The sequence below is a fragment of the Nocardioides sp. Root190 genome (assembly GCF_001428565.1).
Classification (GTDB): domain Bacteria; phylum Actinomycetota; class Actinomycetes; order Propionibacteriales; family Nocardioidaceae; genus Nocardioides.
In genome coordinates this window covers 170,324-196,554 of the sequence record NZ_LMIA01000012.1, presented here as the reverse complement: position 1 = coordinate 196,554, position 26,231 = coordinate 170,324, and the positions used below count along the sequence as shown (strand labels likewise).

General features: G+C 70.4%; 29 protein-coding genes and 1 pseudogene. 16 read left to right on the top strand and 14 right to left on the bottom strand.

Annotation, left to right across the window (positions count from 1 at the left end):
* The first annotated feature begins 2 nt into the window (after positions 1–2).
* Both sufU and ASE01_RS25445 read left to right on the top strand, forming a co-directional pair.
* Positions 3–488 (top strand): Fe-S cluster assembly sulfur transfer protein SufU, encoded by a 486-nt coding sequence (gene sufU, locus ASE01_RS19340; RefSeq protein WP_056756249.1) that lies wholly within the window; start codon positions 3–5, stop codon positions 486–488.
* Entirely contained in the window at positions 485–919 is a 435-nt protein-coding gene (locus tag ASE01_RS25445) for a metal-sulfur cluster assembly factor (RefSeq protein ID WP_082606238.1), read from the top strand. The genes sufU and ASE01_RS25445 overlap by 4 nt, the downstream gene beginning before the upstream one ends.
* Here ASE01_RS25445 and ASE01_RS19330 read toward each other — a convergent pair.
* Entirely contained in the window at positions 909–1,418 is a 510-nt protein-coding gene (locus ASE01_RS19330) for an SRPBCC family protein (RefSeq protein ID WP_056756246.1), read from the bottom strand. The genes ASE01_RS25445 and ASE01_RS19330 overlap by 11 nt on opposite strands.
* Positions 1,419–1,459: 41 nt before the next feature.
* On the opposite strand from ASE01_RS19330, the gene ASE01_RS19325 reads away from it, so the two are divergent.
* Positions 1,460–2,071 (top strand): acVLRF1 family peptidyl-tRNA hydrolase, encoded by a 612-nt coding sequence (locus tag ASE01_RS19325; RefSeq protein ID WP_056756243.1) that lies wholly within the window; start codon positions 1,460–1,462, stop codon positions 2,069–2,071.
* 14 nt (positions 2,072–2,085) lie between these two features.
* Here the strand turns inward: ASE01_RS19325 and ASE01_RS19320 are convergent, their stop codons facing one another.
* Positions 2,086–2,541 carry a GNAT family N-acetyltransferase gene (locus tag ASE01_RS19320; RefSeq protein ID WP_235536108.1) on the bottom strand — a complete coding sequence of 152 codons (456 nt, stop codon included), beginning with the start codon at positions 2,539–2,541 and terminating at the stop codon, positions 2,086–2,088.
* A 65-nt stretch (positions 2,542–2,606) separates the two neighbouring features.
* On the opposite strand from ASE01_RS19320, the gene ASE01_RS19315 reads away from it, so the two are divergent.
* Positions 2,607–3,512, top strand: coding sequence for a phosphotransferase (locus ASE01_RS19315; RefSeq protein ID WP_056756238.1), 906 nt, complete (start codon positions 2,607–2,609; stop codon positions 3,510–3,512).
* Positions 3,513–3,527: 15 nt separating this feature from the next.
* Here ASE01_RS19315 and ASE01_RS19310 read toward each other — a convergent pair whose 3' ends face one another.
* Positions 3,528–4,478 (bottom strand): neutral zinc metallopeptidase, encoded by a 951-nt coding sequence (locus ASE01_RS19310; RefSeq protein ID WP_056756973.1) that lies wholly within the window; start codon positions 4,476–4,478, stop codon positions 3,528–3,530.
* Positions 4,479–4,547: 69 nt separating this feature from the next.
* Here ASE01_RS19310 and ASE01_RS19305 point away from each other — a divergent pair, with 69 nt between their 5' ends.
* Positions 4,548–6,146 carry an ABC-F family ATP-binding cassette domain-containing protein gene (locus tag ASE01_RS19305; protein ID WP_056756235.1) on the top strand — a complete coding sequence of 533 codons (1,599 nt, stop codon included), beginning with the start codon at positions 4,548–4,550 and terminating at the stop codon, positions 6,144–6,146.
* An 18-nt stretch (positions 6,147–6,164) separates the two neighbouring features.
* On the opposite strand, the gene ASE01_RS19300 is transcribed toward ASE01_RS19305, so the two are convergent.
* The 5 genes from ASE01_RS19300 to ASE01_RS19280 all read right to left on the bottom strand — a co-directional run bounded on the left by ASE01_RS19300 (position 6,165) and on the right by ASE01_RS19280 (position 12,417).
* Complete coding sequence (locus tag ASE01_RS19300) at positions 6,165–7,706, bottom strand: FAD-dependent oxidoreductase (protein WP_056756232.1); 1,542 nt, start codon at positions 7,704–7,706, stop codon at positions 6,165–6,167.
* Positions 7,703–8,572, bottom strand: a complete 870-nt coding sequence (locus ASE01_RS19295) for an FAD:protein FMN transferase (RefSeq protein WP_056756229.1) — start codon at positions 8,570–8,572, stop codon at positions 7,703–7,705. The genes ASE01_RS19300 and ASE01_RS19295 overlap by 4 nt, the downstream gene beginning before the upstream one ends.
* The gene (locus ASE01_RS19290; RefSeq protein WP_056756227.1) at positions 8,569–9,027 is read right to left on the bottom strand and encodes an FMN-binding protein; all 459 of its coding nucleotides are present in this window, start codon (positions 9,025–9,027) and stop codon (positions 8,569–8,571) included. The genes ASE01_RS19295 and ASE01_RS19290 overlap by 4 nt, the downstream gene beginning before the upstream one ends.
* Before the next feature lie 74 nt (positions 9,028–9,101).
* Complete coding sequence (locus tag ASE01_RS19285; RefSeq protein ID WP_056756225.1) at positions 9,102–11,636, bottom strand: ABC transporter permease; 2,535 nt, start codon at positions 11,634–11,636, stop codon at positions 9,102–9,104.
* A 1-nt stretch (position 11,637) separates the two neighbouring features.
* Positions 11,638–12,417: an ABC transporter ATP-binding protein gene (locus ASE01_RS19280; protein WP_056756222.1), complete on the bottom strand. Its 780-nt coding sequence runs from the start codon at positions 12,415–12,417 to the stop codon at positions 11,638–11,640.
* A gap of 93 nt (positions 12,418–12,510) precedes the next feature.
* Here ASE01_RS19280 and glpK point away from each other — a divergent pair, with 93 nt between their 5' ends.
* From glpK to ASE01_RS24110, 3 genes are read left to right on the top strand one after another with little or no spacing between them, the layout of a single operon-like run.
* The gene (gene glpK / locus ASE01_RS19275) at positions 12,511–14,037 is read left to right on the top strand and encodes a glycerol kinase GlpK (RefSeq protein ID WP_056756220.1); all 1,527 of its coding nucleotides are present in this window, start codon (positions 12,511–12,513) and stop codon (positions 14,035–14,037) included.
* Positions 14,034–15,791 carry a glycerol-3-phosphate dehydrogenase/oxidase gene (locus ASE01_RS19270; protein ID WP_056756217.1) on the top strand — a complete coding sequence of 586 codons (1,758 nt, stop codon included), beginning with the start codon at positions 14,034–14,036 and terminating at the stop codon, positions 15,789–15,791. The genes glpK and ASE01_RS19270 overlap by 4 nt, the downstream gene beginning before the upstream one ends.
* Complete coding sequence (locus tag ASE01_RS24110) at positions 15,791–16,561, top strand: SDR family oxidoreductase (protein ID WP_082606237.1); 771 nt, start codon at positions 15,791–15,793, stop codon at positions 16,559–16,561. The genes ASE01_RS19270 and ASE01_RS24110 overlap by 1 nt, the downstream gene beginning before the upstream one ends.
* Here ASE01_RS24110 and ASE01_RS19265 read toward each other — a convergent pair.
* Positions 16,447–17,376 (bottom strand): SURF1 family protein, encoded by a 930-nt coding sequence (locus ASE01_RS19265; protein ID WP_056756214.1) that lies wholly within the window; start codon positions 17,374–17,376, stop codon positions 16,447–16,449. The two genes, ASE01_RS24110 and ASE01_RS19265, sit on opposite strands and share 115 nt — an antisense overlap.
* A 55-nt stretch (positions 17,377–17,431) precedes the next feature.
* Here ASE01_RS19265 and moaA point away from each other — a divergent pair, with 55 nt between their 5' ends.
* Positions 17,432–18,424: a GTP 3',8-cyclase MoaA gene (gene moaA, locus ASE01_RS19260; RefSeq protein ID WP_056756211.1), complete on the top strand. Its 993-nt coding sequence runs from the start codon at positions 17,432–17,434 to the stop codon at positions 18,422–18,424.
* A 15-nt stretch (positions 18,425–18,439) separates the two neighbouring features.
* Here moaA and ASE01_RS19255 read toward each other — a convergent pair whose 3' ends face one another.
* A complete protein-coding gene (locus tag ASE01_RS19255) occupies positions 18,440–18,628 on the bottom strand; it encodes a hypothetical protein (protein WP_056756970.1) in 189 nt (62 codons plus the stop codon).
* Positions 18,618–18,944, bottom strand: a complete 327-nt coding sequence (locus tag ASE01_RS19250; protein WP_056756208.1) for a DUF3099 domain-containing protein — start codon at positions 18,942–18,944, stop codon at positions 18,618–18,620. Before ASE01_RS19250 ends, ASE01_RS19255 begins: the two co-directional genes overlap by 11 nt.
* A gap of 52 nt (positions 18,945–18,996) precedes the next feature.
* On the opposite strand from ASE01_RS19250, the gene ASE01_RS19245 reads away from it, so the two are divergent.
* The 3 genes from ASE01_RS19245 (at position 18,997) to fabI (ending at position 20,834) form a co-directional block, all read left to right on the top strand.
* Positions 18,997–19,212 carry a dodecin gene (locus ASE01_RS19245; RefSeq protein WP_056756205.1) on the top strand — a complete coding sequence of 72 codons (216 nt, stop codon included), beginning with the start codon at positions 18,997–18,999 and terminating at the stop codon, positions 19,210–19,212.
* 129 nt (positions 19,213–19,341) lie between these two features.
* Entirely contained in the window at positions 19,342–20,052 is a 711-nt protein-coding gene (fabG, locus tag ASE01_RS19240; RefSeq protein ID WP_157537562.1) for a 3-oxoacyl-ACP reductase FabG, read from the top strand.
* Positions 20,053–20,054: 2 nt separating this feature from the next.
* On the top strand, positions 20,055–20,834 hold the full coding sequence (gene fabI / locus ASE01_RS19235; protein WP_056756199.1) for an enoyl-ACP reductase FabI: 780 nt from the start codon (positions 20,055–20,057) through the stop codon (positions 20,832–20,834).
* Here the strand turns inward: fabI and ASE01_RS19230 are convergent.
* Entirely contained in the window at positions 20,763–21,497 is a 735-nt protein-coding gene (locus ASE01_RS19230) for a TIGR02206 family membrane protein (protein WP_056756196.1), read from the bottom strand. The two genes, fabI and ASE01_RS19230, sit on opposite strands and share 72 nt — an antisense overlap.
* Positions 21,498–21,526: 29 nt before the next feature.
* On the opposite strand from ASE01_RS19230, the gene ASE01_RS19225 reads away from it, so the two are divergent.
* The gene (locus ASE01_RS19225) at positions 21,527–22,042 is read left to right on the top strand and encodes a SixA phosphatase family protein (RefSeq protein WP_056756192.1); all 516 of its coding nucleotides are present in this window, start codon (positions 21,527–21,529) and stop codon (positions 22,040–22,042) included.
* A gap of 20 nt (positions 22,043–22,062) precedes the next feature.
* Here ASE01_RS19225 and serB read toward each other — a convergent pair whose 3' ends face one another.
* Both serB and ASE01_RS19215 read right to left on the bottom strand, forming a co-directional pair.
* A complete protein-coding gene (serB, locus tag ASE01_RS19220) occupies positions 22,063–23,286 on the bottom strand; it encodes a phosphoserine phosphatase SerB (RefSeq protein WP_056756188.1) in 1,224 nt (407 codons plus the stop codon).
* 30 nt (positions 23,287–23,316) lie between these two features.
* Positions 23,317–24,042, bottom strand: coding sequence for a hypothetical protein (locus ASE01_RS19215; protein ID WP_056756185.1), 726 nt, complete (start codon positions 24,040–24,042; stop codon positions 23,317–23,319).
* 30 nt (positions 24,043–24,072) lie between these two features.
* Between ASE01_RS19215 and ASE01_RS19210 the strand changes: the two genes are divergently transcribed.
* The 3 genes and pseudogenes from ASE01_RS19210 to ASE01_RS19200 all read left to right on the top strand — a co-directional run.
* Entirely contained in the window at positions 24,073–24,867 is a 795-nt protein-coding gene (locus ASE01_RS19210) for an ABC transporter ATP-binding protein (RefSeq protein ID WP_056756181.1), read from the top strand.
* A gap of 21 nt (positions 24,868–24,888) precedes the next feature.
* Positions 24,889–25,368: an NfeD family protein gene (locus ASE01_RS19205; RefSeq protein ID WP_056756178.1), complete on the top strand. Its 480-nt coding sequence runs from the start codon at positions 24,889–24,891 to the stop codon at positions 25,366–25,368.
* Positions 25,365–26,219: pseudogene (locus tag ASE01_RS19200) on the top strand (SPFH domain-containing protein); the annotation flags it as partial. The gene ASE01_RS19205 and the pseudogene ASE01_RS19200, both read left to right, overlap by 4 nt.
* Between the last annotated feature and the right edge of the window lie 12 nt (positions 26,220–26,231).

Genomic DNA, 26,231 nt, shown 5'->3' with positions numbered 1-26,231 from the left:
TGATGACGGCACACGGAACTGACCGGAACGGGCTGGATGCTCTCTACCAGGAGATCATCCTCGACCACTACAAGAACCCGCACGGCAAGGGTCTTCGCGACAGCGCGACCGGCGAGTCGGCCGAGGTGCACCACGTGAACCCGACCTGTGGTGACGAGGTGACCCTCCGGGTCCACCTCAAGGACGGCGTCGTCGAGGACGTCTCGTACGACTCGCTCGGCTGCTCGATCTCCCAGGCATCTGCCTCCGTGCTCTACGACCTCGTGATCGGCAAGACCGTCGACGAGGCGCTGGCGATCCACCAGGAGTTCCTGACCCTCATGCAGGGCAAGGGCAACGTGGAGCCGGACGAGGACGTCCTGGAGGACGGCATCGCCTTCGCCGGAGTGGCGAAGTTCCCCGCGCGCGTGAAGTGCGCACTGCTGTCGTGGATGGCGTGGAAGGACGCGACGACCCAGGTCGTCGCAGGAGGAGAAGACAAGTCATGAGCGAGCACAACCACGACCACGGCGACCACGGACATGGTCACGGCCACGGTCACCAGGACCACAGCGACCTTCCCGACGTGCCGGAGGCGAATCTCCTCGCGAACAGCACGAACGCCTCGACCGGCGTCGCGCTGGTCGACGTCGAGGAGGCGATGAAGGACGTCGTCGACCCCGAGCTCGGGATCAACGTCGTCGACCTCGGCCTCGTCTACGGCATGCACGTCGACGAGGGATCCAACCTCGTGCTCGACATGACGCTGACCTCGGCGGCCTGTCCGCTGACCGACGTGATCACCGACCAGACCAACGCCGCTCTCGAGGGCCTGGTCAACGACGTCGCGATCAACTGGGTCTGGATGCCGCCGTGGGGCCCCGACAAGATCTCTCCCGACGGCCGCGAGCAGCTCCGCGCCCTCGGCTTCAACGTGTAGCTGACGCGTACCGCTCGTCGGTGTAGCGCCTCAGGTTCCTGAGGAACTTGCGGAAGCCCGCGTTCAACAGGGGCTTGCTCGGCGCGAGTGTGAAGCGGGCGACACCGCTCACCTCGAGGGCCAGCGTCCAGGTGAGTCGACAGCCCTCGGGGGTCGCGACGACGTCGTACCTCTCGGCGAACGCCCGGATCCGCTTCTCGGACGCCTCGTTGAAGCGGAAGGCGAGCATCGTGTGCTCGTCCCAGGCGATGAACTCCTCGGCGCCCACGAGTCCGCCGCGCATGGTGACCGTGCGCATCGTGCCGATGCCCCTGGGCGGCGCGGTGGTCCACTCGACGTCGGTGATCACCTTCGCCCAGCGCGGCCACGAGTCCGCGTCGGCGAGCACCTCGAAGAGCTGTTCCGGGGTGATCGCGAGGTCCACGCTGTTGGAGAACCGGTTCGCGGCGGAGTCGATGAAGTCGAGGCCGACGTGGTCGCACGGGTGCAGGGCGGGCATGCGGCAAGACTAGAACACGTTCTCATCGGTAGGTTCGTCCCGTGCCCGAGGTCTTCGTTCCCGTCCAGCGCTGGCCTCGATGGTGCGAGAACTTCCAGTCCTCGCACGGCGCCACGGCGCTGGTGACCGACGGCGGCGCCCTGCGGGGCACGGCAGCCGACGGCTCCTGGTTCGCGGCCCGGCTCCCCTTCTCCTCCTCCTACGACGGTGCTGCGGAGGCCGTCGCCCTCGTGGGCGAGGCGAGGCCACCGCAACGCTGGGGCGTCCTGCTCGTGCGCAAGGGCGGTTTCGCCGTCGGACGGCTCGAGGGCACGCAGCTCGTCGAGTCGAAGGTCGGGCAACGCCATGTCCAGGGGCGCACGAAGGCCGGCGGCCAGTCCCAGCAGCGGTTCGCCCGACGCCGCGCCAACCAGGCCCGCGATGCCTTCGAGGCAGCAGCCGACCACGCGGCGCGGATCCTCGCCGGGCTCGACGTCGTGGTGGCCGGAGGAGATCGCACCGCGGTGGCCGAGGTCCTCGAGGACGCCCGGCTCGCTCGACTCGAGGTCGTCGGGGCGTGGCACGCGGTCCCGGACCCGCGGCGGGCGGTTCTCGAGAAGGTCATCGCCGACGCCCAGTCGCTGCACGTCGAGGTCGAGAACGCGCCGTCCTGACGACGGACCTGACCTCAGAGCTCCAGGGTCAGGAACATGCTGTGAGGATCGAGGACGTAGTCCGCGAACGGGCCGCACTCAGCGAAGCCCCGGGTGAGATACAGGTTCCGGGCGGGCGCGAAGTAGTCCTCGGTGCCCGTCTCGAGGCTGATCCGCCGGTGGCCTCGGGAGCGGGACTCGGCCAGGACGTGGTCGAGCAGCCGCCCGGCGACGCCCCGGCGGCGGGCGAGGGGTGTGGTCCGCATCGACTTCAGCTCAGCGTGCTCGGGCGCGAGCTGCTTCAGCGCCGCACAGCCGAGCAGCCGGCCGTCCTCCCGCGCTGTCCAGAACGAGATGTCGGGACCGGCCAACGCTGCCGGATCCAGGGCGTGCACGCTCTCCGCAGGTGAGGTCGCGTACATGTCAGCGAGGTGCTGCTCCAGCAGCGCGAGCACGTCGCGGCGGCCGGGGTCGTCGGTCGAGATCTCCACGATCCATCCTCTCCCGGGAGCCGATGTCCCGGGGAACCGGCTCCTCGTCGGCTAGTTTCAGCCCCATGTGGCAGCCGGAGCCCGAGTGGGTGGCACTCCCGGGTGGATCCGGCACGTCCACCGTCGGGGTCTGGCGCACCGCGCTGGGCGGGCGTCCGGTGGTGGTCAAACGGCTCGGCGCCCCGCAGCCGGGGGACCCGGGCATCCTGTCCGAGCGGGCCCATGTCGCCTACTGGCGCCGTGAGGCCGACGTCCTCGAGACCGGGCTGGTCGCCGCGACGCCCGGGCTGCGTGCCGCGGGAGCCTCCGTCGAGGAGGACCCGGACGGCGTCACGATCGTGCGGGACTGGGTGGAGGACGCTGCGGCGAGCGGGCTGTTCCTGGCGGTGTCGATCGGCAGGTTCGCCGGCGCCGCCATCGGACATCCCACCTTCCTCGCCTCGGACCTGATGCGTGACCGGCTGGCGCGGGTGGCCCGCAAGGGCGGCTGGACCACGCTGGCCCGCACGACCGTCGCCGACGTCGCCGAGCACCTCTGGACACGGCGCGAGGTCATGCTGATGATGCTCGACGGCCTGCCCCAGGTGCCACAGCACGGTGACCCGACCGCGCTCAACCTGCCGGGCCGCGACGCGGACGAGGCACTCGCCATCGACTGGGGGACCCTCGGCTGGGGCCCGGTCGGCGGCGACCTGGGCTATCTGTCGCTGTCCTCGCGCGAGGACTTCGAGCCACTGCTCGACGCCTACCTGCTCGGGTTGCCTGCCGGCCTGGCCGACCGGGAGTCCGTCGTCCTCGGCGCCCGGATCGTGGCCGTCTTCACCGCGCTGAGCCGGGCCGAGTGGGCACTGAACCGGGTGGCGGCGGGCGAGGGCGCGCTCGCCGCGAAGTACCGCCACCCCGCGGTGGCGCCGCACCTGCGCACGTTGCAGCGTCAGTTCGACCACATGGAAGCACTGCTCGCGCTGTAGACCGGGCTGGTGGGGTCAGACCGTCCGCGCGGAGAAGGTGTCGCAGGACTCGACGGTCCCGCCCTCGAAGCCCTCGCGGAACCAGTTCATCCGCTGCTCGGACGATCCGTGGTTCCAGGTCTCGGGATTGGTCTGCCCCTGGGTCTTCTCCTGGATGTGGTCGTCCCCGACGGCGGCCGCCGCCTCGAGGGCGAGCTGGATGTCCTTGTCGGTCAGCTCCTCGACCAGGACCTCGCCGCTGGCGTCCTCGGTCTCGGTGGCGTGCTGCGCCCACAGGCCGGCGTAGCAGTCGGCCTGGAGCTCGAGGCGGGTCGACAGGCTCTGCGGGCCGGTCTTCTGGTTGGTGACCTTGTCCATGAAGCCGAGCAGGTTCGAGATGTGGTGGCCGTACTCGTGGGCGATGACGTAGGCCTCGACGAAGCCGCCGTCGGGACCGCCCAGCTGCCGCTCGAAGACCTCGTCGAAGAAGGTGGTGTCCTCGTAGATGCCGAAGTCGGCCGGGCAGTAGAACGGACCCACGTCGGTCGTCGCACTGCCGCACCCGGTGGAGACGCCGCCGGTGAAGGTGGTCAGCGCCGAGATCGGCTCCCAGTTGCGGATGCCCTGGTCGGACCAGAAGTCGGTCAACGAGTTCTCGACCGCGACGCGCAGGCAGTCCTGGGACTCGTTGGCGTCGGCACCGGTCTTGCAGTCGTCGTAGCGACCGGAGTCGTCGGCGTCGCTGAGGCGGGTGGGGGAGTAAACGGGGGAGGCTCCGCCACCGACACCGAAGTCGATGCCCAGCATCCGCCCGACGACGAACACGACGACCAGCAGGATGATGCCGCCGATCCCGCCCCGTCCGGTCGGAATCGGGAAGCGCATGCCTCCGCCGCCGACACTGCCGCCGCCCCGGCCTCGGCCGCCGCTCCCGCCGTCGTTGACGCGGGACGTGTCGAGGCGGGCCTTCGGATTGAATCGAACCACGTCAGCAGCGTAGGACACAGCGTCGCGGTTTAGGGGACCTCGACCTCACGTGGGAGAATCAGGCACGTCATGATCACTGTGCACCAGCTCGAAGTTCGCGTCGGTGCGAGGCTTCTCATGGAGAACGTCAGCTTCCGCGTCGGCCCCGGCGACAAGGTCGGTCTCGTCGGCCGCAACGGCGCCGGGAAGACCACCCTGACCAAGGTCCTGGCCGGTGACGTCCTCCCGTCCGACGGCACGGTGACCAACAACGGCGACCTGGGCTACCTGCCCCAGGACCCGCGCGTCGGCGACCCCGAGGTCGTCGTCCGCGACCGGATCCTCTCGGCGCGCGGTCTCGACGACGCCGTACGACGGATGCGTGAGGCCGAGGTCGCCATGGGCTCGGACGACCCCGTCGTCCAGGAGAAGGCGATGGGCCGCTTCCAGCGTGCCCAGGACGAGCTGGACGCCGGCGGTGGTTACGCCGCCGAGACCGAGGCGCTCCAGATCGCGCAGAGCCTCGGCATCCCCGACCGCCTGATGGACCAGCCGCTGGGCACGCTGTCCGGTGGGCAGCGTCGCCGGGTCGAGCTCGCGCGCATCCTCTTCTCCAGCGCCGAGGTCCTGATCCTCGACGAGCCGACCAACCACCTCGACGCGGACTCCATCGGCTGGTTGCGCGACTGGATGAAGACCTACCGCGGTGGGTTCATCGTGATCTCCCACGACAACGCGCTGCTCGAGGAGACCGTCAACAAGGTCTTCCACCTCGACGCCAATCGCGGCGTGATCGACACGTACAACATGGGCTGGAAGAACTACCTGGTCCAGCGCGAGACCGACGAGGCTCGCCGCAAGCGCGAGATGATGAGCGCGCAGAACAAGGCCAAGACGCTCACCGACCAGGCCAACAAGATGCGGGCCCGCGCCTCCGGGGCCAGCGCGGCCCAGCAGATGCTCAAGCGTGCCGAGAAGCTGCTGGGCAGCGTCGAGGGCGAGCGCCAGGCGGACAAGATCGCAGCGATCAAGTTCCCGACACCCGCGCCGTGCGGCAAGACGCCGCTCACGGCCAAGGACCTCTCGAAGTCCTACGGCGCCCTGGAGATCTTCACGGCAGTCGACCTGGCCATCGACAAGGGCTCACGCGTTGTCATCCTCGGTCTCAACGGTGCCGGGAAGACCACGATGCTGCGGATCCTCGCCGGCGTCGACAAGCCCGACACCGGTCAGGTCCTGCCCGGGCACGGGCTCAAGGTGGGCTACTACGCCCAGGAGCACGAGACGCTCGACGTCAACCGGACGGTCCTGCAGAACATGGAGTCGGCGGCGCCCGGCCTCACCGACACCGAGACCCGTTCGGTGCTCGGCTCGTTCCTCTTCGGCGGCGACGACGTGCACAAGCCGGCCGGCGTCCTGTCCGGTGGCGAGAAGACCCGCCTCGCGTTGGCCTCCCTCGTCGTCTCGGCCGCCAACGTGCTGCTGCTGGACGAGCCGACGAACAACCTCGATCCCGCCTCGCGTGAAGAGGTGCTCAACGCCATCCGGCGCTACGAGGGTGCCGTCGTCCTGGTCACCCACGACGAGGGTGCCGTCCACGCGCTCGAGCCGGACCGGGTGCTCATCCTCCCGGACGGCGTCGAGGACCTGTGGAGCCAGGACTACGCCGATCTCGTCGAGCTCGCCTGAGGTTCGCCGCTCTCCGGCTCAGTAGCCCGAGAACTGGTCGACGCGGGCGCGCGGAAGTGCGAAGCGCAACGCGCTGACCATCGCCGGCGGCCCACTGAGGTAGACCCGGCGACCGTGCCGGTCGGGCACGGCTTCTACGAGCGCCGCCGGGTCGAGCACCTCGCCGACCACGTGCTCCCAGTGCGCGGGCACTCCGGCGGGGCGTCGGGGTGCCACCAGCACCACCCGGGCCGAGGTCGCCGCCAGCTCGGCGGCATAGGGCACCGGGTCGGCGTTGGTGCCGTAGACGAGCACCACGTCGTCGTACGACGCATGCCGCTCGGCCCGCAGCTGGCTGAGGTAGGGCGTGACGCCGATGCCTCCCGCGACCAGCAGCAGGGGAGCGGGACGGCGCGCCCACACGAAGTCGCCGCCGACGAGGGTCGCGCGGACCCGGTCGCCGGGGGCGAGGCCCTGCAGCACGGTCTTGAAGGCGCTGGACTCCTCGGGCACCCGCACGGCGACCGTGAGGTCACCGCCCGGAGGGCTGCTGATGCTCAGGATCCGGCGCAGGCCGCGGCGGTCGCTCCCTGCGCCGGTCGCGCCCAGGTCGAGCTCGACGTACTGACCGGGCGCGAAGCGCAGCTGGCGTCGCGGGGAGAACGAGACCTCGATGGTCGCCTCGCCGATCGGACGGACGGCGCTCACCTCGAGCTGGGTGCCCCGTTGACCACAGAGCAGCGCCACGACGTTCGCGGCGAGCAGCGCGATCTCGTAGCTCCCGCCGACGGGACCGAGGCCGAGCAGGTAGCCGGCCGCCAGCATCGTGAGCGGAAGGGTGAACACAGCGGCAGCGACGAGCGCAGCGAGGACCTGGTGGATCCTGCGGGGGGCCAGGGTGAGCGGTTCGGTCAGCATCATCGTCGCGAAGAAGAGAACCGGGGCCGACTCGAGGGCGAAGCGGATCCCGTCGGACCAGCCGAGTCCCTGGTCGTGGAGCGAGAGTGCGGTCAGCACGGTCGCCGCGACCACGAACACGACCACGTGGGTGGACCGCCGCAGCCGCCACAGGACGACGAGACCGGCCAGGGCGACCCAACCGAGCAGCACCTCGCTCCCGACCCACCAGGTGGTGAACGGGAGGTCCTCCGGGGTGCCGACGGCCCAGCCGACCAGCGCGAGCAGCACGACCCCGGCGGCTGCGGGGTTGAACAGGTGACGTCCGTGCCGGACGAGGAGGTACTTGCTCAGGCTGGCCAGGACGGCGGCGAGAGCCAGCCATCCGAGCTCCGCGGCGACCGTCGTGGGCCAGTAGAGGAACCACAGCAGCAAGCCGGTGATCAGCGCTGACTCGGGGTGCGCCCGCCCACCCAGCAGTCGGGCCACGACCTGGCTGCTGATGACCGATGCCCCGACCAGGACGGCGAGGGTCAGCAGCATCGCGCCGGGGTCGAAGACGCCCTGGTCAAGGCGTCCCGTGAGCGCCAGCAGCAGTGCCACCACGACGAGCGCACCGAGGGCGCCCGACGCGACGCGGTACATCGGGAGGCGGCCCAGCGCCTGGTCGAATCTGCTGATCACGTGAAGATCTCTCCGGTGAAGCCGCGACCGCAGTCGACGGTGTGGTCGGTGAACATGCGGACTGCCGCCACGCCCAGGGCGTCCTCGACGGCGGCGGAGCTGAGGAAGAAGAGCGCGGTCGCCGCCGCGTCGGCGAGCATCGCGGTGCCGGCGACAGCCCACGTCGCGACGACGCGCCGCACCGGTCGCCCGGTCCGGGCGTCCAGGACGTGGTGCAGGCCCTCGCCCCACGCCCGCCGATTGGTCGCCGAGGCGCCCATCGCCGAACCCGGGGCGAGGTCCCATACGCCGATGGCAGAGGACGGGTCGGACGGGTGCTCGAGAGCGACCCTCAGCGGACCCTCGCCGCTGACGTGGCACAGGTCTCCGCTCGCGTCGACCCAGCGCACCGGTTGGCCGGAGTCCTCCATCGCCGCGACCACCAGGTCGACCGCCAGACCCTTGCCGGCCGCCCCGATGTCGACGACCACACCGGCCGGCACGACGAGGTGGTCCTCCGAGCGTGGCAGCGAACGCCAGGGCGGCGCCGGGACGGGGGAGCCCGCGACGAGTGAGTACGACGCGTCGTACCCCAGTGCTTCCAGGCTGCCGCCGACCAACGGGTTGACCGCACCCGTGGTCAGGTCGTCGAGGAGGTCGTGGAGGTCGAGCAGGCGCGTCGTGGTGGGTGTCAGCGGGATGGATCCACCGTGGCGGGCTGCCCGGGACACCGAGGAGTCCTCGCGAAATCGCGACCAGGTGCGGTCCAGGTCGTCGAGGACCGCCAGCGCCGGGGTGAGGTCGAGGCCGTGGTCACCCGCGATCTCCCACGACGTGCCGAGGGAGGTGAAGTTCGCGACCTGGTGCGGGCGGGTCGGCGCCGTCACTGCTGCGCGGCGTCGGCGATCACGTCGAGGGCCTTGTTGAAGCCTCCGGACGAGAGCGAGGAACCGGCGACCTTGTCCACCACGAGCGAGGAGATGCTCCTGCCGACGGCCACCTCGGCGATCCCGGTGGCGAAGGCACCCTGGAACTTCTTCGAGTTCGGGTTCACGCCGCGGGGTGTGACGGTCAGCTCGGAGATGGTGCCGTCGGCGGCGAGTGCCACCGCCACCTCGATCTCCTCCTGGCCGCCGGGAGTCGTGTAGCGACCCGTGGCGACGTAGTCCCCGGCCGTGTAGTCCCCGGACCCGCGGTCGCCGCCCGCGTCGCCGCCGTCGCCGCCGTCGCCCGCGCTGCCGGCGGCGGTGCAGCCGGCTCCGAGACCGACCACGCCGACGGCGGCGATCCCGAGGAGGCGGAACCGCTGGGGCCGCTGGGGGTGCTGGGTGGAGCTCTTCATGGTCGACTCCCGGGGAAGGAACTGAGGTTATGCACACCTTACCTTCATCGGATGATCCACCGGACCACGGGTCCTCACTCGCTGGCGATGGCAGCCAACACGTTGAGCCGGGCGGCGCGGATCGCCGGGACCACCGCCGCGAGGACGCCGACCACGACGGCGATCACCAGGAACACGACCAGTTGGCCGAACGGCAGTCCGAGACTGGTGAGCTCGTCGGCCAGCGCGCGCTGCAGCAGCACCCCGATGACCAGCCCCAGCGCCATGCCGAGCACGGCGCCGAGCACGGCGATGGCCACCGACTCGAGGGTGATCATCCGGCGGAGCTTGGTCCTGCTCATCCCGACGGCGCGCAGGAGGCCGACCTCACGGGTGCGTTCGATGACGCTGAGCCCGAGGGTGTTCACGATCCCGATGACGGCGATGACGATCGCGAGCGCGAGCAGGCCGTAGATCATGTAGAGCAGCTGGTTGACCTGCTCGCGGATCTGGTCGGAGAACTGCTCCTTGTCGTAGACCCCGACGATCGGCACCGATTCCGCCGCCTCGTCGATCAGGTCGTGGACCTCCTGCGCGTCGGCACCGGGCGCGAGCAGGATGCTGATCGCGGTGTCCTGGCGCAGGACCCCGGCCTTCGTGATCTGGTCCAGCGGGACGGTGACCTCCGAAGCCACCTCGCTGCCCTCGATGATCCCGACGATCGTCGGGGCGAGCGCCTTGCCGCCCTGGAAGGCGAGGTCGAGGGTGTCCCCGACCCCGACGTCGTACTTCGTCGCGAAGTCGTCGCTGATGATCGTCTCGGCACCGGTGATCCGGTCGCTGCCCTCGAGGACCTCGAGGTCGTAGACCTCGTTGAACTTCTCGTCGACCCCGGTGACGTACACGGTGCTGTCGTCGTGCTGGGCGGTCGTGAACTGCTGCCGGGCCATCACACCGACGCCGTCGATGCCGGCGATCCGGTCACCGACCTCGGTCGAGAACGGCAGGAAGGTCGTGCTCTGCACCAGCAGGTCGGCGGTGAACTGCTCGTCGACGACGTCGTCCACCGACTTGTTGAGCGAGGCGGCGAGCACCCCGATGGTGGAGACGAGCGCCAGTCCGATCATCAGCGCCGAAGCGGTGGCACCGGTGCGTCGCGGGTCGCGCAGCGCGTTCTCGCCCGCCAGCCGGCCCGTGGTGCCGAACAGGGCCGAGAACAGGGACCGGCAGGCGGCGAGCACCGGCCAGCCGAGGATGGAGCTCATGGCGGCCACCGTGAGGATCCAGATGATGGCGCCGATCCCGATCAGCAGTGCGTTGGTGTCCGCGACGCCGGCAGCGGCGAAGCCGGCGCCGATCAGCAGGACCACCGAGCCGATGACGGTACGACGGCGCAGCGATGCCCGCTCGGGAGCGATGTCCTGGCGCATGGCTGCCACCGGGGCGACCTTGCCCGCCCGCCGGGCAGGCAGGTACGCCGCCGCCATCGTGACGCCGATGCCCACGGCGTAGCTGATCAGGGTCGCTCGGGAGCTGAGGTCGAGCGCGTTGCCGGAGATGTCGAGGCCGAACGAGCGGAACGCACTGGCGAGACCGCGCGCCAGCAGCAGGCCCAGCCCGATGGCGAGCGTCGAGGAGATCAGCGAGAGCACGAAGGCCTCGAGCAGGACCGAACGAGTCACCTGTCCCCGCGAGGCGCCCATGGCGCGCAGGAGGGCGAGCTCGCGGCTGCGTTGCGCGATGAGGATCGTGAAGGTGTTGACGATGATGAAACCGCCGACGATCACCGCGATGATCGCGAAGACGGTCAGGAACGTCTTGATCACGTCCAGGAAGCTCCCCACGGCGTCCTGCGACTCCTCGGCCACCTTGTCGCCCGTGGCGGTCTCGAAGCCCTCGGGGATCACCTTTGCAGCGGCGTCGGCCAGCTGGCGCTGGGTCACGCCCTCGGCAGCGGTGAGGCTCACCCGGTTGAAGAGTTCCTTGCCCTGGAAGAAGATCTCCTGCGCACCTGTGGTGGAGAAGATCAGCAGGGTCGCGCCCGCCGTACCTCCACCGTTGAACTCGGCGATGCCGACCAGGGTCGCGGTCCGCTCCAGCAGGCCGAACGGTGCGAGCATCTTGATCTCGTCGCCGAGCTCGTACTCACCAGCGTCGACCGCACCCTGGTCGAGCACGATCTCGTCGTTGGCCTCGGGCCAGCGGCCCTGGCCGAGGAGGAGGATCTGCTCGCCCTCCATGTTGGGGCCGTCGTGGTAGTTGAACGCCAGGGTCGGTGCCCCGGAACCCCCGACGAGGGTGCCGTCGCTGCCGAGCAGGCTCAGCCCGCCACCGATGATGTCGCCGTCGGCTCGAGCCACCTCGGGCAGCGCCTCGAGCTCGCTGACGACGTCCGGAGTCATCGCCTGCGCGGACTGGCCCGACACGCCGCTGCTGAACTCGTCGGTGTCCTGGGCGCGGACGACGCCGTCGGGGGTGGACCCGTAGATGATGTTGTCGAAGGTCGTGGACAGTCCGTTGCTGAAGACCATCACGCCGGAGAGGAACGCGACGCCGATCACGATCGCGAGGCCGCTCATCACGAGCCGGACCTTGCGGGCGAACAGGTTGCGCAGGGTCAGGAGCAGCATCTCAGGCCTCGCCGCGCACAGCAGCCGCCTGCAGGGCCGACATGTGCTCGAGAATCTGCTCGCGGTCGGGCGAGGAGATCTCGTCGACGATCCGGCCGTCCGCGAGGAACACCACGCGGTCGCAGTACGACGCCGCGATGGCGTCGTGGGTGACCATCACGATGGTCTGGCCGAACTCGTCGACGCTGCGGCGCAGGAAGGACAGCACCTCGGCGCCGGAGGTGCTGTCGAGGTTGCCGGTGGGCTCGTCGGCGAACACGATCGCCGGCTTGCTGACCAGCGCCCGGGCGCAGGCGACCCGCTGCTGCTGGCCACCCGACATCTCCGCGGGACGGTGTCCGAGCCGGTCGCGCAGGCCCACGGTGTCGACGACCGTGTCGAACCACGCCTGGTCCGGCTTCGCGCCGGCCAGGCTCAGCGGAAGCAGGATGTTCTCCTTCGCCGTCAGGGTCGGGATCAGGTTGAAGGCCTGGAAGACGAAGCCCACCTGGTCCCGGCGCAGCGCCGTGAGTGCCTTGTCGCGCAAGCGGGCGAGGTCGGTGTCGCCGACCACGATCTGGCCCGACGTGGGGGTGTCCAGGGCTGCGAGGCAGTGCATGAGCGTCGACTTGCCGGATCCCGAGGGACCCATGATCGCGGTGAACTGGCCGGCGAGCAGGTCGATCGACACGCCGTCGAGCGCGCGGACCTCTGCGCCGCCGGAACCGTAGGTCTTGTGCAGGTCGACCGCCCGGGCAGCGACGCGGGGGGTGAGGGCGGAGTGGGGGGAGTCGACCGTCATGGGCACCACCTTGCCCGATCCGGCGACCGCCGTTCATCAGGAAATGCCCCGAGTCGCCCCTGAGACTTGTGCCCCACGTGCCAGAGTTGCGACATGGCGAGGTACGTGGGGGCGATCGACCAGGGCACGACCAGCACCCGGTTCATGGTCTTCGACCATGCCGGGACCGAGGTCGCCCGCCACCAGCTCGAGCACCAGCAGGTGCTACCGCGGGCCGGATGGGTCGAGCACAACCCGGTCGAGATCTGGGAACGGACCTCCTCCGTGGTGCAGACAGCGCTCGGCAAGGCCCGCCTCGATGCCTCCGACCTCGCCGCGATCGGCATCACCAACCAGCGAGAAACCACCATCGTCTGGGACCGCCGCACCGGCCGTCCGCTCCACAACGCGATCGTCTGGCAGGACACGCGCACCGACGCCATCGCAGCGGCGCTCGACCGGGACGGCCGCGGCGACGTGATCCGGCACCGCGCGGGCCTGCCCCCGGCGACGTACTTCTCGGGCGGCAAGCTCCAGTGGTTGCTCCACGAGGTGCCGGGCCTGAGGGAGGCGGCCGAGCGCGGCGACGCGCTGTTCGGGACACCCGACAGCTGGGTGCTGTGGAACCTCACCGGCGGCCCCGACGGTGGCGTCCACGTCACCGATGTCACCAATGCCAGCCGCACCATGCTGATGGACCTCGAGACCCTCCAGTGGGACGACGAGCTCCTGGGCTTCTTCGACATCCCGCGGGCGATGCTGCCCGAGATCCGGGAGTCCTCGGCGACCACGCCCTACGGAACGACCCGCGCCAACGGCCCCTTCGGGGGCGAGATCCCGATCACGGGCATCCTCGGCGACCAGCAGGCAGCCACCGTCGGACAGGTCTGCTTCGCACCGGGCGAGGCCAAGAACACCTACGGCACGGGCAACTTCATGCTGCTCAACACCGGCACCGAGATCGTGCGGTCGACGTCCGGGCTGCTCACGACGCCCGCCTACCAGCTGGGTGAGGAGCCCTGCGTCTACGCCCTCGAGGGCTCCATCGCGGTCACCGGCTCGGCCGTGCAGTGGCTGCGTGACCAGCTCGGGATCATCAGCGGTGCGGGGGAGTCCGAGTCGCTGGCGCGTCAGGTCGAGGACAACGGCGGGGTCTACTTCGTCCCCGCGTTCTCGGGCCTGTTCGCGCCCTACTGGCGCTCCGACGCCCGCGGCGCGATCGTCGGACTCTCCCGGTTCAACACCAATGCGCACGTGGCCCGGGCGACCCTCGAGGCCATCTGCTACCAGTCGCGAGACGTCGTCGAGGCGATGTGCGCCGACTCCGGCGTCCAGCTCGAGGTGCTCAAGGTCGACGGCGGCGTGACGACGAACAGCCTGTGCATGCAGATCCAGGCCGACATCCTCGGCGTCTCGGTGAGCCGACCCGTCGTACCGGAGACGACGGCGCTGGGCGCTGCCTATGCCGCCGGTCTCTCGGTCGGCTACTGGAAGGACACCGACGAGCTGCGCCAGAACTGGCGTGAGGACACCCGGTGGGAACCGGAGTGGGACGACGAACGGCGTACAGCGGGGTACGCGCAGTGGAAGAAGGCCGTACAACGCACCCTTGACTGGGTGGATGTGGAGGCAGAGCGATGAACCCTGCAGCACTCTCACCGCGAGCGCGGACTGCCGCGCTCAAGCGGCTCAGCACCCAGCACCTCGACGTGCTGGTGATCGGCGGCGGTGTGGTCGGGGCGGGTGCGGCACTCGACGCGGCGACCCGTGGTCTGGCCGTCGGGCTCGTCGAGGCCCGCGACTTCGCCTCGGGGACGTCGAGCAGGAGCTCCAAGCTCATCCACGGTGGCCTGCGCTACCTGGAGATGATGGACTTCCGGCTCGTCGCGGAGGCGTTGAAGGAACGCGGTCTGATGATGCAGCGCCTGGCGCCGCACCTCGTCCGCCCGGTCCCGTTCCTCTACCCGCTCACCGGACGCGGCTGGGAACGCTGGTACGCCGGCTCCGGTGTCGCGTTGTACGACGCGATGTCCAGGGCGAGCGGGTACGGCGACGGCGTACCCGTCCACAAGCACCTCAGCCGGCGCGGTGCCCGCAAGGCGTTCCCCTCCCTGCGCAAGGACGCGCTCATCGGCGCCATCCGCTACTACGACGCCCAGGTCGACGACGCCCGGCACACGATGTTCCTCGCCAGGACCGCAGCGACGTACGGCGCCGCCGTGGCCTCGCGCACCCGGGTGCTCGGGCTGATCAAGGAGAGCGAGCGGGTCGTGGGCGCCGAGGTCATCGACCTCGAGACCGGCAAGAGGTTCGAGATCCGCGCCTCGCAGGTCATCAACGCCACCGGCGTGTGGACCGACGAGACGCAGGGGATGGCCCGTGAGCGCGGACAGTTCAAGGTGCGGGCCAGCAAGGGCATCCACCTCGTCGTCCCGCGAGACCGGATCCGCGGCGAGACCGGCCTGATCCTGCGCACCGAGAAGTCGGTCCTCTTCGTGATCCCGTGGAAGCGGCACTGGATCATCGGTACGACCGACACCGACTGGGAGCTCTCCAAGGACCACCCCGCGGCGAGCTCGAGCGACATCGACTACATCCTCGAACACGTCAACGGCGTGCTCGAGGTCCCGCTCACGCGCGACGACGTCGAAGGTGTCTTCGCCGGCCTGCGGCCCCTGCTGGCCGGGGAGTCCGCCGCCACCTCGAAGCTCTCGAGGGAGCACGCGGTCGCGCACAGCGTCCCCGGTCTGGTGGTCGTCGCGGGAGGCAAGTACACGACCTACCGGGTGATGGCCGCGGACGCCGTCGACGAGGCGGTCCACGGGCTGGAGACGGTGCTCGGACGCAAGGTCGGCGAATGCGTCACCGAGCGCGTGCCGCTGGTCGGTGCCGACGGCTACCAGGCGCTGTGGAACCAGCGACGGATGCTCGCTGCCCAGTCCGGGCTCGCGATCAACCGGGTCGAGCACCTGCTGGAACGCTACGGATCCCTCGTCCTGGAGGTCCTCGACCTCGTCGCTGCCGAACCCGAGCTGGGGGAGCCGCTGCCCGGGGCCGAGGACTACCTGCAGGTCGAGGCGGTCTACGCCGTCACCCACGAGGGTGCGCGTCACCTCGACGACATCCTGACCCGCCGGATGCGGATCTCCTTCGAGACCTTCGATCGCGGGGTCGCCGCCGCACCCCACGTCGCGGAGCTCGTGCGCGGGTACCTCCGCTGGGACACCGACCAGCAGGACCGGGAGCTCCAGCACTACCTGAAGCGGGTGGAGGCGGAGCGGGAGAGCCAGCGCCAGCCCGACGACCACACGGCCGACGCGGCACGCAAGGGTGCCCCGGACGTCGTACCCGTGTCCCGGATCGCCGAAGAGCTCGAGACGTTGGAGAGCAGCTGATGGATCTCGACGTGAAGGGTCGCGTGTTCGTCCTCACCGGAGCCACCCGCGGTCTCGGCCTGGCCACCGCCGAGGTGCTGGTCGCCGACGGCGCCCGGGTCCTGGTCTCCGGACGGAACCAGGACAGCGTGGACAGCGCCGTCGCCTCGTTGGTCGAGATCGGTGGCGCCGGGGCCGCGAGGGGCCAGGCCGCCGACAACGGCGACTCCCACGCAGCGGGCCGACTGGTCGCGGAGGCGAAGGACACCTGGGGACGACTCGACGGCGTCCTGGTGAGCGTCGGCGGACCGCCCGGCGGCACGGTGAGCGACATGACCGACGAGCAGTGGCTCACGGCCTTCGACTCGGTCTTCCTCGGCGCTGTCCGGTTGGCGCGTACGGCGGCCGCCGCACTCGAGGACGGCGGATCGATCGCCTTCGTGCTGTCCACCAGCGTCCGTCAACCGATCGCGGGACTGGCGATCTCCAACGGACTGCGACCGGGGCTGGCGATGGTGGCGAAGAACCTCGCCGACGAGCTCGGCCCGCGCGGCATCAGGGTCAACGGCTTGCTGCCCGGACGGGTCGCGACCGAGCGTGTCGCCGAGCTGGACGCCTCGACGGGGGATGCCGCCGCTGCGCAAGCCGCGGCCACGGCGCAGATCCCGCTCGGTCGCTACGGGTTGCCGTCGGAGTTCGGCCGCGTGGCGGCCTTCCTGCTGTCGCCGGCGGCGTCCTTCGTGTCCGGCGCGATGGTGCCGGTCGACGGCGGGATGTCGCGCGGCCTCTGATCCTCGTCGTCGTCCTCCCGAGCGTTGCGCCGGGCGAACGGTCCACCGGTCCGCTTGCCGCCCGGACGGTCCCCGCGTCGACCGTTGGCGCGTTCGTCCCAGGCGAGGTAGCCGAAGCCCCCGGCGGCCATGATGCCGAAGAACCACCACTGGAGGCCGTAGAAGAAGTGGGGTCCTTCACCGAGCTCGGGCAGCTCGACGGGCTCGAGGTCCTCGGTGGCGCCCGGGTCCTCGGCCTTCATCGCGAGGAAGCCGGTGAAGACGGGACGGTCGATCGCGCGACCGATCGTCTCGCTCGAGATCGCGCGGGTCGAGTGGCCGTTGACGGCGGTGCTGCTGCCGGTGCCGTCGGAGCGGACCCAGCCCGACACCGTCACCTGACCTGCCGGAGGCGCGGGGAGCTCGTCCGGGCCGATCTCCGGGTCGTCGGTGCCGAACCAGCCCCGGTCGACCACGACGGCGGTGCCGTCGGCGGTGACCAGTGGGACGACGACCTCGACCCCGGGGGCCGACTCCCGGGTGCGGTAACGCACGACGACGGTCTTCTCGACGTCGTACTCGCCGGTGACGGTGACCAGGCGCCACTCGTCCGCCTCGGCGACGGGGCGTCCCGGCGCGAGGACCTCGGTCAGCGCGACGGGCTCGCGCTCCTCGTTGACCGAGACGATCGCGTTGCGTTCCTTGCGGTCCTCGAGCCGGCCGAACTGCCACTCACCGAGCCACCACGTCGCCCAGCCCGCCAGGAGGACGGCCACGAAGAACAGCACCCACCGACGGCTCAGGAGGAATCGCCACGAGGCCAGCCAGGTTCGCACGGGACAACGGTAGGACCAACCACCACACAACCACCCCCCGGCCTAGACTGGGGGAGTGCAGCCACTCCTTGATCAGCACGGCAGGGCGGCCACGGACCTCCGGGTCTCGCTGACCGATCGCTGCAACCTGCGCTGCACCTACTGCATGCCTGCAGAGGGTCTGGACTGGTTGCCGACCGACGAGCAGCTCAGCGACGCCGAGGTGGTCCGGCTGATCGGGATCGCCGTGCGCGACCTGGGCGTGCGCGAGGTCCGGTTCACGGGCGGCGAGCCGTTGGTACGCCGCGGGCTCGTCGACATCGTCACCGGCGTCCGCGCGCTGGACCCCGACGTCGAGATGTCGATCACCACCAATGCCCTGGGCCTGGCCCGCACGGCTGGTGCGCTGGCCGCCGCGGGGCTCAACCGCGTCAACGTCAGCCTCGACACCGTGCGGCGCGACACCTTCAACGAGATCACCCGGCGCGACCGCTTCGACGACGTCGTCGAGGGACTCGGCGCAGCCGTGGAGGCCGGCCTGGGGCCGGTCAAGGTCAACGCGGTGCTGCTGCGGGGCGTCAACGACGACCAGGCGCCGGAGCTGCTCGCGTGGTGCGTCGAGCGCGGCTACCAGCTCCGCTTCATCGAGCAGATGCCCCTCGACGCCCAGCACGGCTGGGACCGGACCTCGATGGTCACCGCTGACGAGATCTTCGCCTCGCTGGCGACCCGGTTCACCCTGACCCCGGCCAGCGAGCCGCGGGGCAGCGCGCCCGCCGAGCTCTTCCTCGTCGACGGCGGTCCGGCGACCGTCGGTGTGATCGCCTCGGTCACCCGCCCCTTCTGCGGCGACTGCGACCGGGTCCGCCTGACCGCCGACGGCCAGGTCCGCAACTGCCTGTTCGCGCGCTCCGAGTCCGATCTCCGGGTCGCGATGCGGGCCGGCGCGAGTGACGCCGACATCGCCGAGCGCTGGCGTGCGGCGATGTGGGGCAAGGCCGCCGGCCACGGCATCGACGACCCGACCTTCCTGCAGCCGGACCGCCCGATGTCCGCCATCGGCGGCTGATCTCCAGCTCGCCGATCAGGAGTGGGGGACGGTGTCCTTGAGGAAGCCCCGGGCACCGAGGAAGAGCTCGAGCGACTCCCTGTGGTCATCGCAGGCGAGCCAGATCTTGCGGCGTTCGGGCGTGTGCAGCTTGGGGTTGTTCCACTGCAGCTGCCACTGCGCCGGGGACCGACAGTCCCTGGCGGAGCAGATGTCAGGATCCATGCGGGCCGGCTCCGAGCTGGCGCTGCGGGTCGCCGCCACCGGGCAGGGGGAGCGAGCTGGAGCGGGAGTCGTTGGCGTTGGCGAGCACGACGGCGACGTAGGGCAGCACGAGCGAGCCGAAGATCAGGAAGGGCCAGAGCCAGTTGATCCCTGCGGCGCCACTGATGGCGGCACCGATGAAGCAGAGGGTGCGGATCGTCATCGCGATGGCGTACTTCTTCTGCCTCCGCGAGATGTCGGCCTGGGGGTTGTTGCCCACGGTCGTGATCCGGATCGCGTCGGGCTGATCGGATCGGCCGTGACGCGGTGAGGACATACCTGCAGCCTACGCCGCGCGTCCGAGGAGGCCCACCAGTAGGCTGCCTGTCATGTCGAGTCGTACCTACCGTGTCAGCGAGATCGTCGGAACTTCCCCCGAGGGCATCGACCAGGCCATTCGCAATGGCGTCGAGCGTGCCGGACAGACGCTGCGTCATCTCGACTGGTTCGAGGTCACCCAGGTCCGGGGTCACATCAAGGACGGGCTGGTCGAGCACTTCCAGGTGTCCATGAAGGTCGGCTTCCGCCTCGAGGACGACGAGTAGTCCGGATTCCCGCTCCGCAGCCGTGACCTCGCGGCAGGCGCCTTTGGAGGAATCTCACAAGGGATCTCACCGATCTTGGTGCCTGCCGCCCACGAGCCGACGAGGTCGACGCGACTAGCGTCAAGGAGCGTGAACGAACCACGATCCGTCCTCGTCACCGGAGGCAACCGCGGCATCGGCCGTGCGATTGCCGAGGCCTTCATCGCCCAGGGTGACCTTGTCGCAGTGACCACCCGCAGCGGCGGTGCGCCCGAGGGTGCGCTCGACCTGAGGGCCGACGTCACCGACGCCGCCGCCCTCGATGCCGCCTTCGCCGCGGCCGAGGCGGCCCACGGTCCGGTCGAGGTCCTCGTCGCCAACGCCGGCATCACTGCCGACACGCTGATGATGCGGATGTCCGACGAGGACTGGGACTCGGTGATCGCCACCAACCTCACGTCCTCGTTCCGGCTCGCGCGCCGAGCAACGAAGGGCATGATGCGCCAGCGTCGCGGGCGCATCATCTTCATCTCCAGCGTCGTGGCCCTGCTCGGCTCGCCGGGCCAGGTCAACTACGCCGCGTCGAAGTCCGGCCTGGTCGGCATGGCGCGCTCGTTGGCCCGTGAGCTCGGGCCGCGCAACATCACCGCGAATGTCGTTGCTCCGGGGTATGTCGACACCGACATGACCGCCGTCCTGAGCGACGAGCAGAAGGAGGGCATTCGCACCCAGGTCCCGCTCGGTCGGTACGCCGACCCGGCGGAGGTCGCGGGTGCGGTGCTCTGGTTGGCCAGCCCGTCGGCGGCGTACGTCACCGGTGCTGTGATCCCTGTAGACGGCGGACTTGGAATGGGGCACTGACAATGGGAATTCTCGAAGGCAAGAACATCCTCGTCGCGGGCGTGACGATGGACAGCTCGATCGGCTTCGCCGTGGCGAAGTTCGCCCAGGAGCAGGGCGCCACGGTCCTGATCTCGAACTTCGGTCAGGCGTTGAGGATCACCCGACGCATCGCGAAGCGACTTCCGGTGCTGCCGGAGGTCATCGAGCTCGACGTGACCGATCCCGAGCACCTCGCGGCCCTGCCGGGCGCGATCCGCGAGCACCTCGGTGCGGACGCCGTGCTGCACGGCGTCGTGCACTCGATCGCCTACGGCAACCCGGAGACGCTGCTCGGCGGCAAGTTCCTCGAAGGTCCCTGGAACGACGTCGCGCAGGCCGTGCAGGTCTCGGCGTACTCCCTGAAGTCCCTCGCGGTCGCCTGCCGTCCGCTGATGACCGAGGGCGGCTCCGTCGTGGGGCTGACCTTCGACGCGACCGTTGCGTGGCCGGCCTACGACTGGATGGGTGTGGCGAAGGCCGGCCTCGAGTCGTGCTCGCGCTACCTCGCCCGTGACCTGGGCCCGGAGAACATCCGGGTCAACCTGGTCTCCGCCGGTCCGCTGCGCACCCTCGCGGCCAAGGCGATCCCCGGCTTCGGCGAGCTCGAGTCGATGTGGGCCACCCGCGCCCCCCTCGGCTGGGACAACACCGACCAGGAGCCGACCGCCAAGGCGGTCTGCGCACTGCTCTCAGACCTGTTCCCGGCCACCACCGGCGCGATCGTCCACGTCGACGGCGGCTTCCACGCGATGGGCGCCTGAGGCTGCCGACCTCTGGGCGAGCCAGGTCAGCAGCGCCCAGGCCAGGAAGACGACGGCGATCTCCTGCGCGACGTACCACGGCCAGGGACCGAGCAGGTCCAGGACCGAGGAGCGCGGCTTGCGCAGCAGGTAGCCGTAATTCGTGTCGGCCAGCACGTTGAACGTGTACGTCGCCACGGCCCACGTCAGGGTCGTGGCGACGGCCGCACCGAAGTCGCTCCAGCGCGGCGACCGGCGCAGCCCGACCACCAGGTAGACGGCCGCCCACACCACCAGCAGGTGCAGGGCCCAGAAGGCGAAGTACCTCGGGTGCGGCAGGTCCTCGTTCAGGGACGGCGTCAGCACGCCCTGGATGGTGAGGGTCAGTCCCCAGAAGTACGTCAGGGCGACCGGGAACGGCCGGTGCGTCCACAGCGCCCATGTCGCGGCGATCCACGCGAGGTCGCACAGGTGCAGCGGCAACGTCGTGTCGATGTCGAAGTTGAACACCAGGTCGATGACCTGGAAGGGCACCGTGGCCAGCGGGATCAGCACGGCGCAGGTCCGGCTGAAGCGGGTCGGCCCCGGGACGCCTGCGTGGCGACGTCCCAGGACGACGGCCAGGACCAGGCCCACGACGAACACGCCGAGCGGCACGAGGTGGGTCAGGCCGTACTGGGTCACGGGACCAGCATGGGCCCTACGATGACGTCGTGGAGAAGACCCGCCGGCTCGTGATCATCCGGCACGCCAAGGCCGAGCCGTTCGCACCGTCCGATGTCGAGCGCGTGCTCGCCGACCGGGGGCGCACCGAGGGCCGCCTGCTCGGCCAGTGGCTCGCCGGTGAGGGGATCGTTCCCGACACCGCCCTCGTGTCGTACGCCGCCCGCACCCGCGAGACCTGGGAGGTCGTCGCCGCAGGCGCAGGCTGGAGCCTCGAGCCGTCGTACGACGGTTCGCTCTACGACACCGACGAGGAGGGGGCGCTCGACCTCCTGCGCGTGCTGCCGGACGACGCCACCACGGCCGTCGTCGTCGGGCACAACCCGACGATGGGCATGCTGGTCCAGCTGCTCGACGACGGCGAGGGCGAGGCGACCGGCGCAGTGGCGCTGGGCAGCTTCCCCACGAGCACTGCCGCCGTCCTCGACCTCGCCGGCGGATGGGCCGACCTCGCCGCGATGAGCGGCCGGCTGCGCCGGTTCCACGTCGCACGCGACGGCGACTGAGCAACCGCCCAGCCGGGGGCTCAGACCAGCGGGGGAGCGGGCGTCACGATGCCGGCCTCGGCATCGGCGGCCACGATCTCCTCGCGGCTGATGCCGAGCAGGTACATGATCGTGTCGAGGTAGGGCACGTTCAGCGAGGTGTCCGCGGCCTCGCGCACCACCGGACGCGCGTTGTAGGCGATGCCGAGACCCGCCGCGTCGAGCATGTCGAGGTCGTTGGCGCCGTCACCGATGGCGATCGTCGCGGCCTCGGGCACCCCGAGGTCCGCCGCGAACTCGCGCAGGGCCTGTGCCTTGCCGGCGCGGTCGACGACCTGCCCCACGACCTCGCCGGTGAGCTTGCCGTCGATGATCTCGAGGGTGTTCGCGCGGGCACGGTGGATCCCGAGGTCGGCGGCGAGCCGGTCGGTGATCTGGCTGAACCCGCCCGACACGATGGCGAAGCGGTAGCCCAGGCGGCGCAGGGTCCGCACCATCGTGCGAGCGCCGGGGTTGACCACGATCGCGTCGTACACCTCGTCGAGGACGGAGGCGTCGAGCCCGGCGAGGAGCTTGACCCTCGCCCGGAGGGACTGCTCGAAGTCGAGGTCGCCCCGCATGGCGAGCTCGGTGACCTCGGCGACCTCGGCGCCGTAGCCCGCGTGCTCGGCGAGCATCTCGATGACCTCGCCCTGGATGAGGGTCGAGTCGACGTCCATGACGATCAGGCGGACGCCGTGGCGCAGCATGTTGGCGGGCTGGACGGCGACGTCGATGCCGTTGCGCGCCGCCTCGGTGGCCAGCAGGGTGCGCAGCCGATCCGGCGCCGCACCCGAGACGTGCAGCTCGATCGCCGTCACGGGATAGCGGGCCATGCGTTCGATCCGGTCGATGTTGCCGCCGAGGTCGGCGATGCGCCCGGCGATCGCCGCCATGGCCGAGGCCTTGAGGGGAGTTCCGATGATCGTGACGTGCACCCGGTCACTGGGGCGGGAGCGGTTGTCGCCGGAGCCGCGTTCCATCTCGACGGCCATGCCGAGCGCCTCGACGGTCGTCGTGATGGCCTTGCGGAGCTTCTTGACGTCGCGCGGTGCCGTGACGAGCACACCCAGGACGAGGCGACCCCGCATCAGGATCTGCTCGACGTCGAGCACCGTGACGCCGGCGGAGGCAAGGGTCACCAGGACGGCCGAGGTCACTCCCGGGCGGTCGGTGCCGGTGACGGTGATCAGGAGCGTCTCGGGGGCGTTGTCGTGTGTGCTCATCGCGGCTGAAGGCTATCGCTCGTGGCGACCTCAGGACGCCGGAGGCCAGCCGTCGGGCGAGCAGGCGGCCGTCAGTGCGTGGCGTGCTGCCTGCTCGAGCGGCTCGAGGGCGGCCCGGCGGGCAGCGACCTCCCCGGCCGAGACCGCGCCACCGTCGTCGTCGAGCGCGAGCGAGGTCACTGCCTCGAGGTGCAGCGCGCGCCCGGCGAGGTCGATGCTGCGGGCCGGGGTGCCCGGCGGCGCGGTGAGGGGTACGGCGGCGCGCAGGTCGATCAGGTCGTCGGCGAGCTCCGGACGCCACCGGGCGACGTCGAGGGCGGCGAGCGCGTTGGCGGTCGTGAGCAGCATGCTCCGCAGTCGACGGTCGGCCTCGCCGAGATCGGGCGGCGGGCGGCGCTCGGCCGGGTGTGCGGTCCACTCCACCGCCCGGCCGACGCGGGCGGGGACCAGTGCCGTTCCCGCACCGACCAGCAGCGCGACCTCGCCGACCTCGATCGCCGCGAGGTTGAGGTCCTTCGGTCCGCGCAGTCCGGCGGGATCACCCGGAGCCGGGTAGGCCGCTGCGACGACGCTCGCTCCCCGCGCGCGGGCACCGGCCAGCTCGAGCAGGAGCGGCGCGGGTCCCTCCGCTCCGGTGACCACGTGGGCCACGTCGTCGCCGAGCATCGCGTCGATGAACTCGTCGGGCCCGATCCGGCCCTGCAGCCAGGCCGTTCCCCACCAGGCGAGGCGTGCCGTCACGGGTAGTCCACTCACGGCGTGACCCTACTGGTTAGGGTGGCCTGCATGTCCGCCGTGCTCGAGCTCGCCGAGGTGACCGTTCGGCGTGGCCAGTCCACGCTGCTGGACCGTGTGAGCTGGGTGGTGCGCGAGGGGGAGCGCTGGATCCTGCTCGGCGGCAACGGCGCGGGCAAGACCACGCTGATGCAGATCGCCGCGGCTCAGATGTACCCCACGACCGGAGCCGTCGGCGTCCTCGGAGAGCTGATCGGCAGCGTCGACGTCTTCGACCTCCGCCCGCGCATCGGTGTCTCCAGCGCAGCCATCGCGGAGCGGATCCCGCGCCAGGAGAAGGTCCGCGACGTGGTGCTGTCGGCGTCGTACGGCGTCCTGGGCCGCTGGCGCGAGGAGTACGACCAGGTCGACCACGCCCGCGCGGACGCCCTGCTGCGCGAGGTCGGTGTCACCCATCTCGCGGATCGCACGTTCGGCACGTTGAGCGAGGGCGAGCGCAAGCGTGTCCAGATCGCCCGCGCGCTGATGACCGACCCGGAGCTGCTGCTGCTCGACGAGCCCGCGGCGGGACTCGACCTGGGCGGGCGCGAGGACCTGGTGTCCACCCTGTCCGTGCTCGCCTACGACCCCACCTCGCCGGCGACGGTCCTGGTGTCCCACCACGTCGAGGAGATCCCTCCTGGCTTCACCCACGTGCTGATGCTGCGCGAGGGTGCCGTCGTGGCCGAGGGACCGCTGGAGTCGACGCTGAACGCAGCGGCGCTGTCGGCGACCTTCGGGATGCCCCTGGTGCTCGAGGAGCACGACGGACGCTTCGCCGCCCGCAGGCGTCAACGCCGCGGCTGAGCGATCCTCTAGGGTGCGGTCATGGACTGGCTGAGTGATCACCTCTGGGAAGCGTGGCTGGGCGTCGGCATCGCCCTCGCGCTGGCCGAGATGCTGAGCCTGGACCTCTTCCTGCTGATGCTCGCCGGCGGTGCCCTCGCGGGCATGGGCTCGGCCTTCGTCACCGACAGAGTGATCGTCCAGGTGCTCGTGGCCTCGGCGGCAGCACTGCTGCTGTTGGCAGGCGTCCGTCCACCGTTGGTACGCCGCCTCCACGGCGGTCCCGACCTCGTCCTCGGGCCGGCCAGCCTGGTCGGAGCACGCGGCATCGTCACCGAAGCCGTCGTCGAGCACCGCCCCGGCCGCGTCAAGATCGGCGGCGAGAGCTGGCTCGCGGTCTCCGAGGGCGCTGAGAGCGACATCCACGTGGGCCGCACGGTCGAGGTGGTCTCGATCACCGGCGCCACCGCGCACGTGCGCCCCGTCTCCTCGTCGAACCCCCCGAAGGAGCCCCTGCTGTGATCATCCTGGTCGTCCTCGCCCTCCTGCTGCTCTTCGTCATCACGGTGATCGCGAAGTCGATCCGCGTGGTCCCGCAGGCCTACACGGGCATCGTCGAGCGCTTCGGCAAGTACAAGGAGACGCTCCCCGCGGGTCTCAACTTCGTCGTGCCGTTCATCGACAAGGTCCGCTACATGATCGACCTGCGCGAGCAGGTCGTGAGCTTCCCGCCGCAGTCGGCGATCACCGAGGACAACCTGACGGTGGACATCGACACCGTCATCTACTTCCAGGTCACCGATCCGATCTCGGCGACCTACGAGATCTCCAACTACATCCAGGCGATCGAGCAGCTGACCATGACCACGCTGCGCAACGTCGTCGGCGGGATGGACCTCGAGCAGACCCTCACCAGCCGCGAGTCGATCAACAGCGGCCTGTCCGCGGTGCTCGACGAGACGACCGGACGCTGGGGGATCAAGGTCAAGCGGGTCGAGATCAAGGGCATCGACCCGCCGCCCTCGATCAAGGACGCGATGGAGAAGCAGATGCGCGCGGAGCGCGACAAGCGCGCGTTCATCCTGACCGCCGAAGGCCAGCGCCAGTCCGCCATCCTGACCGCGGAGGGCAACAAGCAGTCCGCGATCCTCAACGCCGAGGGAGACCGCGAGGCGGCCATCCTGCGGGCGCAGGGTGAGGGTGAGGCGATCCAGACGGTCTTCCGCGCCATCCACGAGGGCCGCCCGGACCAGGGCCTGCTGGCCTACCAGTACCTCCAGATGCTCCCGCGCATCGCCGAGGGCGACGCCAACAAGGTGTGGATCATCCCGAGCGAGATCGGCAAGGCGCTCGAAGGACTCGGCTCGGCGATCATGCCCGGGGCC

Coding starts and splice junctions, on each gene's coding strand:
- sufU (WP_056756249.1), top strand. CDS start 3: ATGACGGCACACGGAACTGACCGGAACGGGCTGGATGCTCTCTACCAG.
- ASE01_RS25445 (WP_082606238.1), top strand. CDS start 485: ATGAGCGAGCACAACCACGACCACGGCGACCACGGACATGGTCACGGC.
- ASE01_RS19330 (WP_056756246.1), bottom strand. CDS start 1,418: ATGCCCGCCCTGCACCCGTGCGACCACGTCGGCCTCGACTTCATCGAC.
- ASE01_RS19315 (WP_056756238.1), top strand. CDS start 2,607: ATGTGGCAGCCGGAGCCCGAGTGGGTGGCACTCCCGGGTGGATCCGGC.
- ASE01_RS19305 (WP_056756235.1), top strand. CDS start 4,548: ATGATCACTGTGCACCAGCTCGAAGTTCGCGTCGGTGCGAGGCTTCTC.
- ASE01_RS19290 (WP_056756227.1), bottom strand. CDS start 9,027: ATGAAGAGCTCCACCCAGCACCCCCAGCGGCCCCAGCGGTTCCGCCTC.
- ASE01_RS19285 (WP_056756225.1), bottom strand. CDS start 11,636: ATGCTGCTCCTGACCCTGCGCAACCTGTTCGCCCGCAAGGTCCGGCTC.
- ASE01_RS19280 (WP_056756222.1), bottom strand. CDS start 12,417: ATGACGGTCGACTCCCCCCACTCCGCCCTCACCCCCCGCGTCGCTGCC.
- glpK (WP_056756220.1), top strand. CDS start 12,511: ATGGCGAGGTACGTGGGGGCGATCGACCAGGGCACGACCAGCACCCGG.
- ASE01_RS19270 (WP_056756217.1), top strand. CDS start 14,034: ATGAACCCTGCAGCACTCTCACCGCGAGCGCGGACTGCCGCGCTCAAG.
- ASE01_RS24110 (WP_082606237.1), top strand. CDS start 15,791: ATGGATCTCGACGTGAAGGGTCGCGTGTTCGTCCTCACCGGAGCCACC.
- ASE01_RS19255 (WP_056756970.1), bottom strand. CDS start 18,628: ATGGATCCTGACATCTGCTCCGCCAGGGACTGTCGGTCCCCGGCGCAG.
- ASE01_RS19250 (WP_056756208.1), bottom strand. CDS start 18,944: ATGTCCTCACCGCGTCACGGCCGATCCGATCAGCCCGACGCGATCCGG.
- ASE01_RS19245 (WP_056756205.1), top strand. CDS start 18,997: ATGTCGAGTCGTACCTACCGTGTCAGCGAGATCGTCGGAACTTCCCCC.
- fabI (WP_056756199.1), top strand. CDS start 20,055: ATGGGAATTCTCGAAGGCAAGAACATCCTCGTCGCGGGCGTGACGATG.
- serB (WP_056756188.1), bottom strand. CDS start 23,286: ATGAGCACACACGACAACGCCCCCGAGACGCTCCTGATCACCGTCACC.
- ASE01_RS19210 (WP_056756181.1), top strand. CDS start 24,073: ATGTCCGCCGTGCTCGAGCTCGCCGAGGTGACCGTTCGGCGTGGCCAG.
- ASE01_RS19205 (WP_056756178.1), top strand. CDS start 24,889: ATGGACTGGCTGAGTGATCACCTCTGGGAAGCGTGGCTGGGCGTCGGC.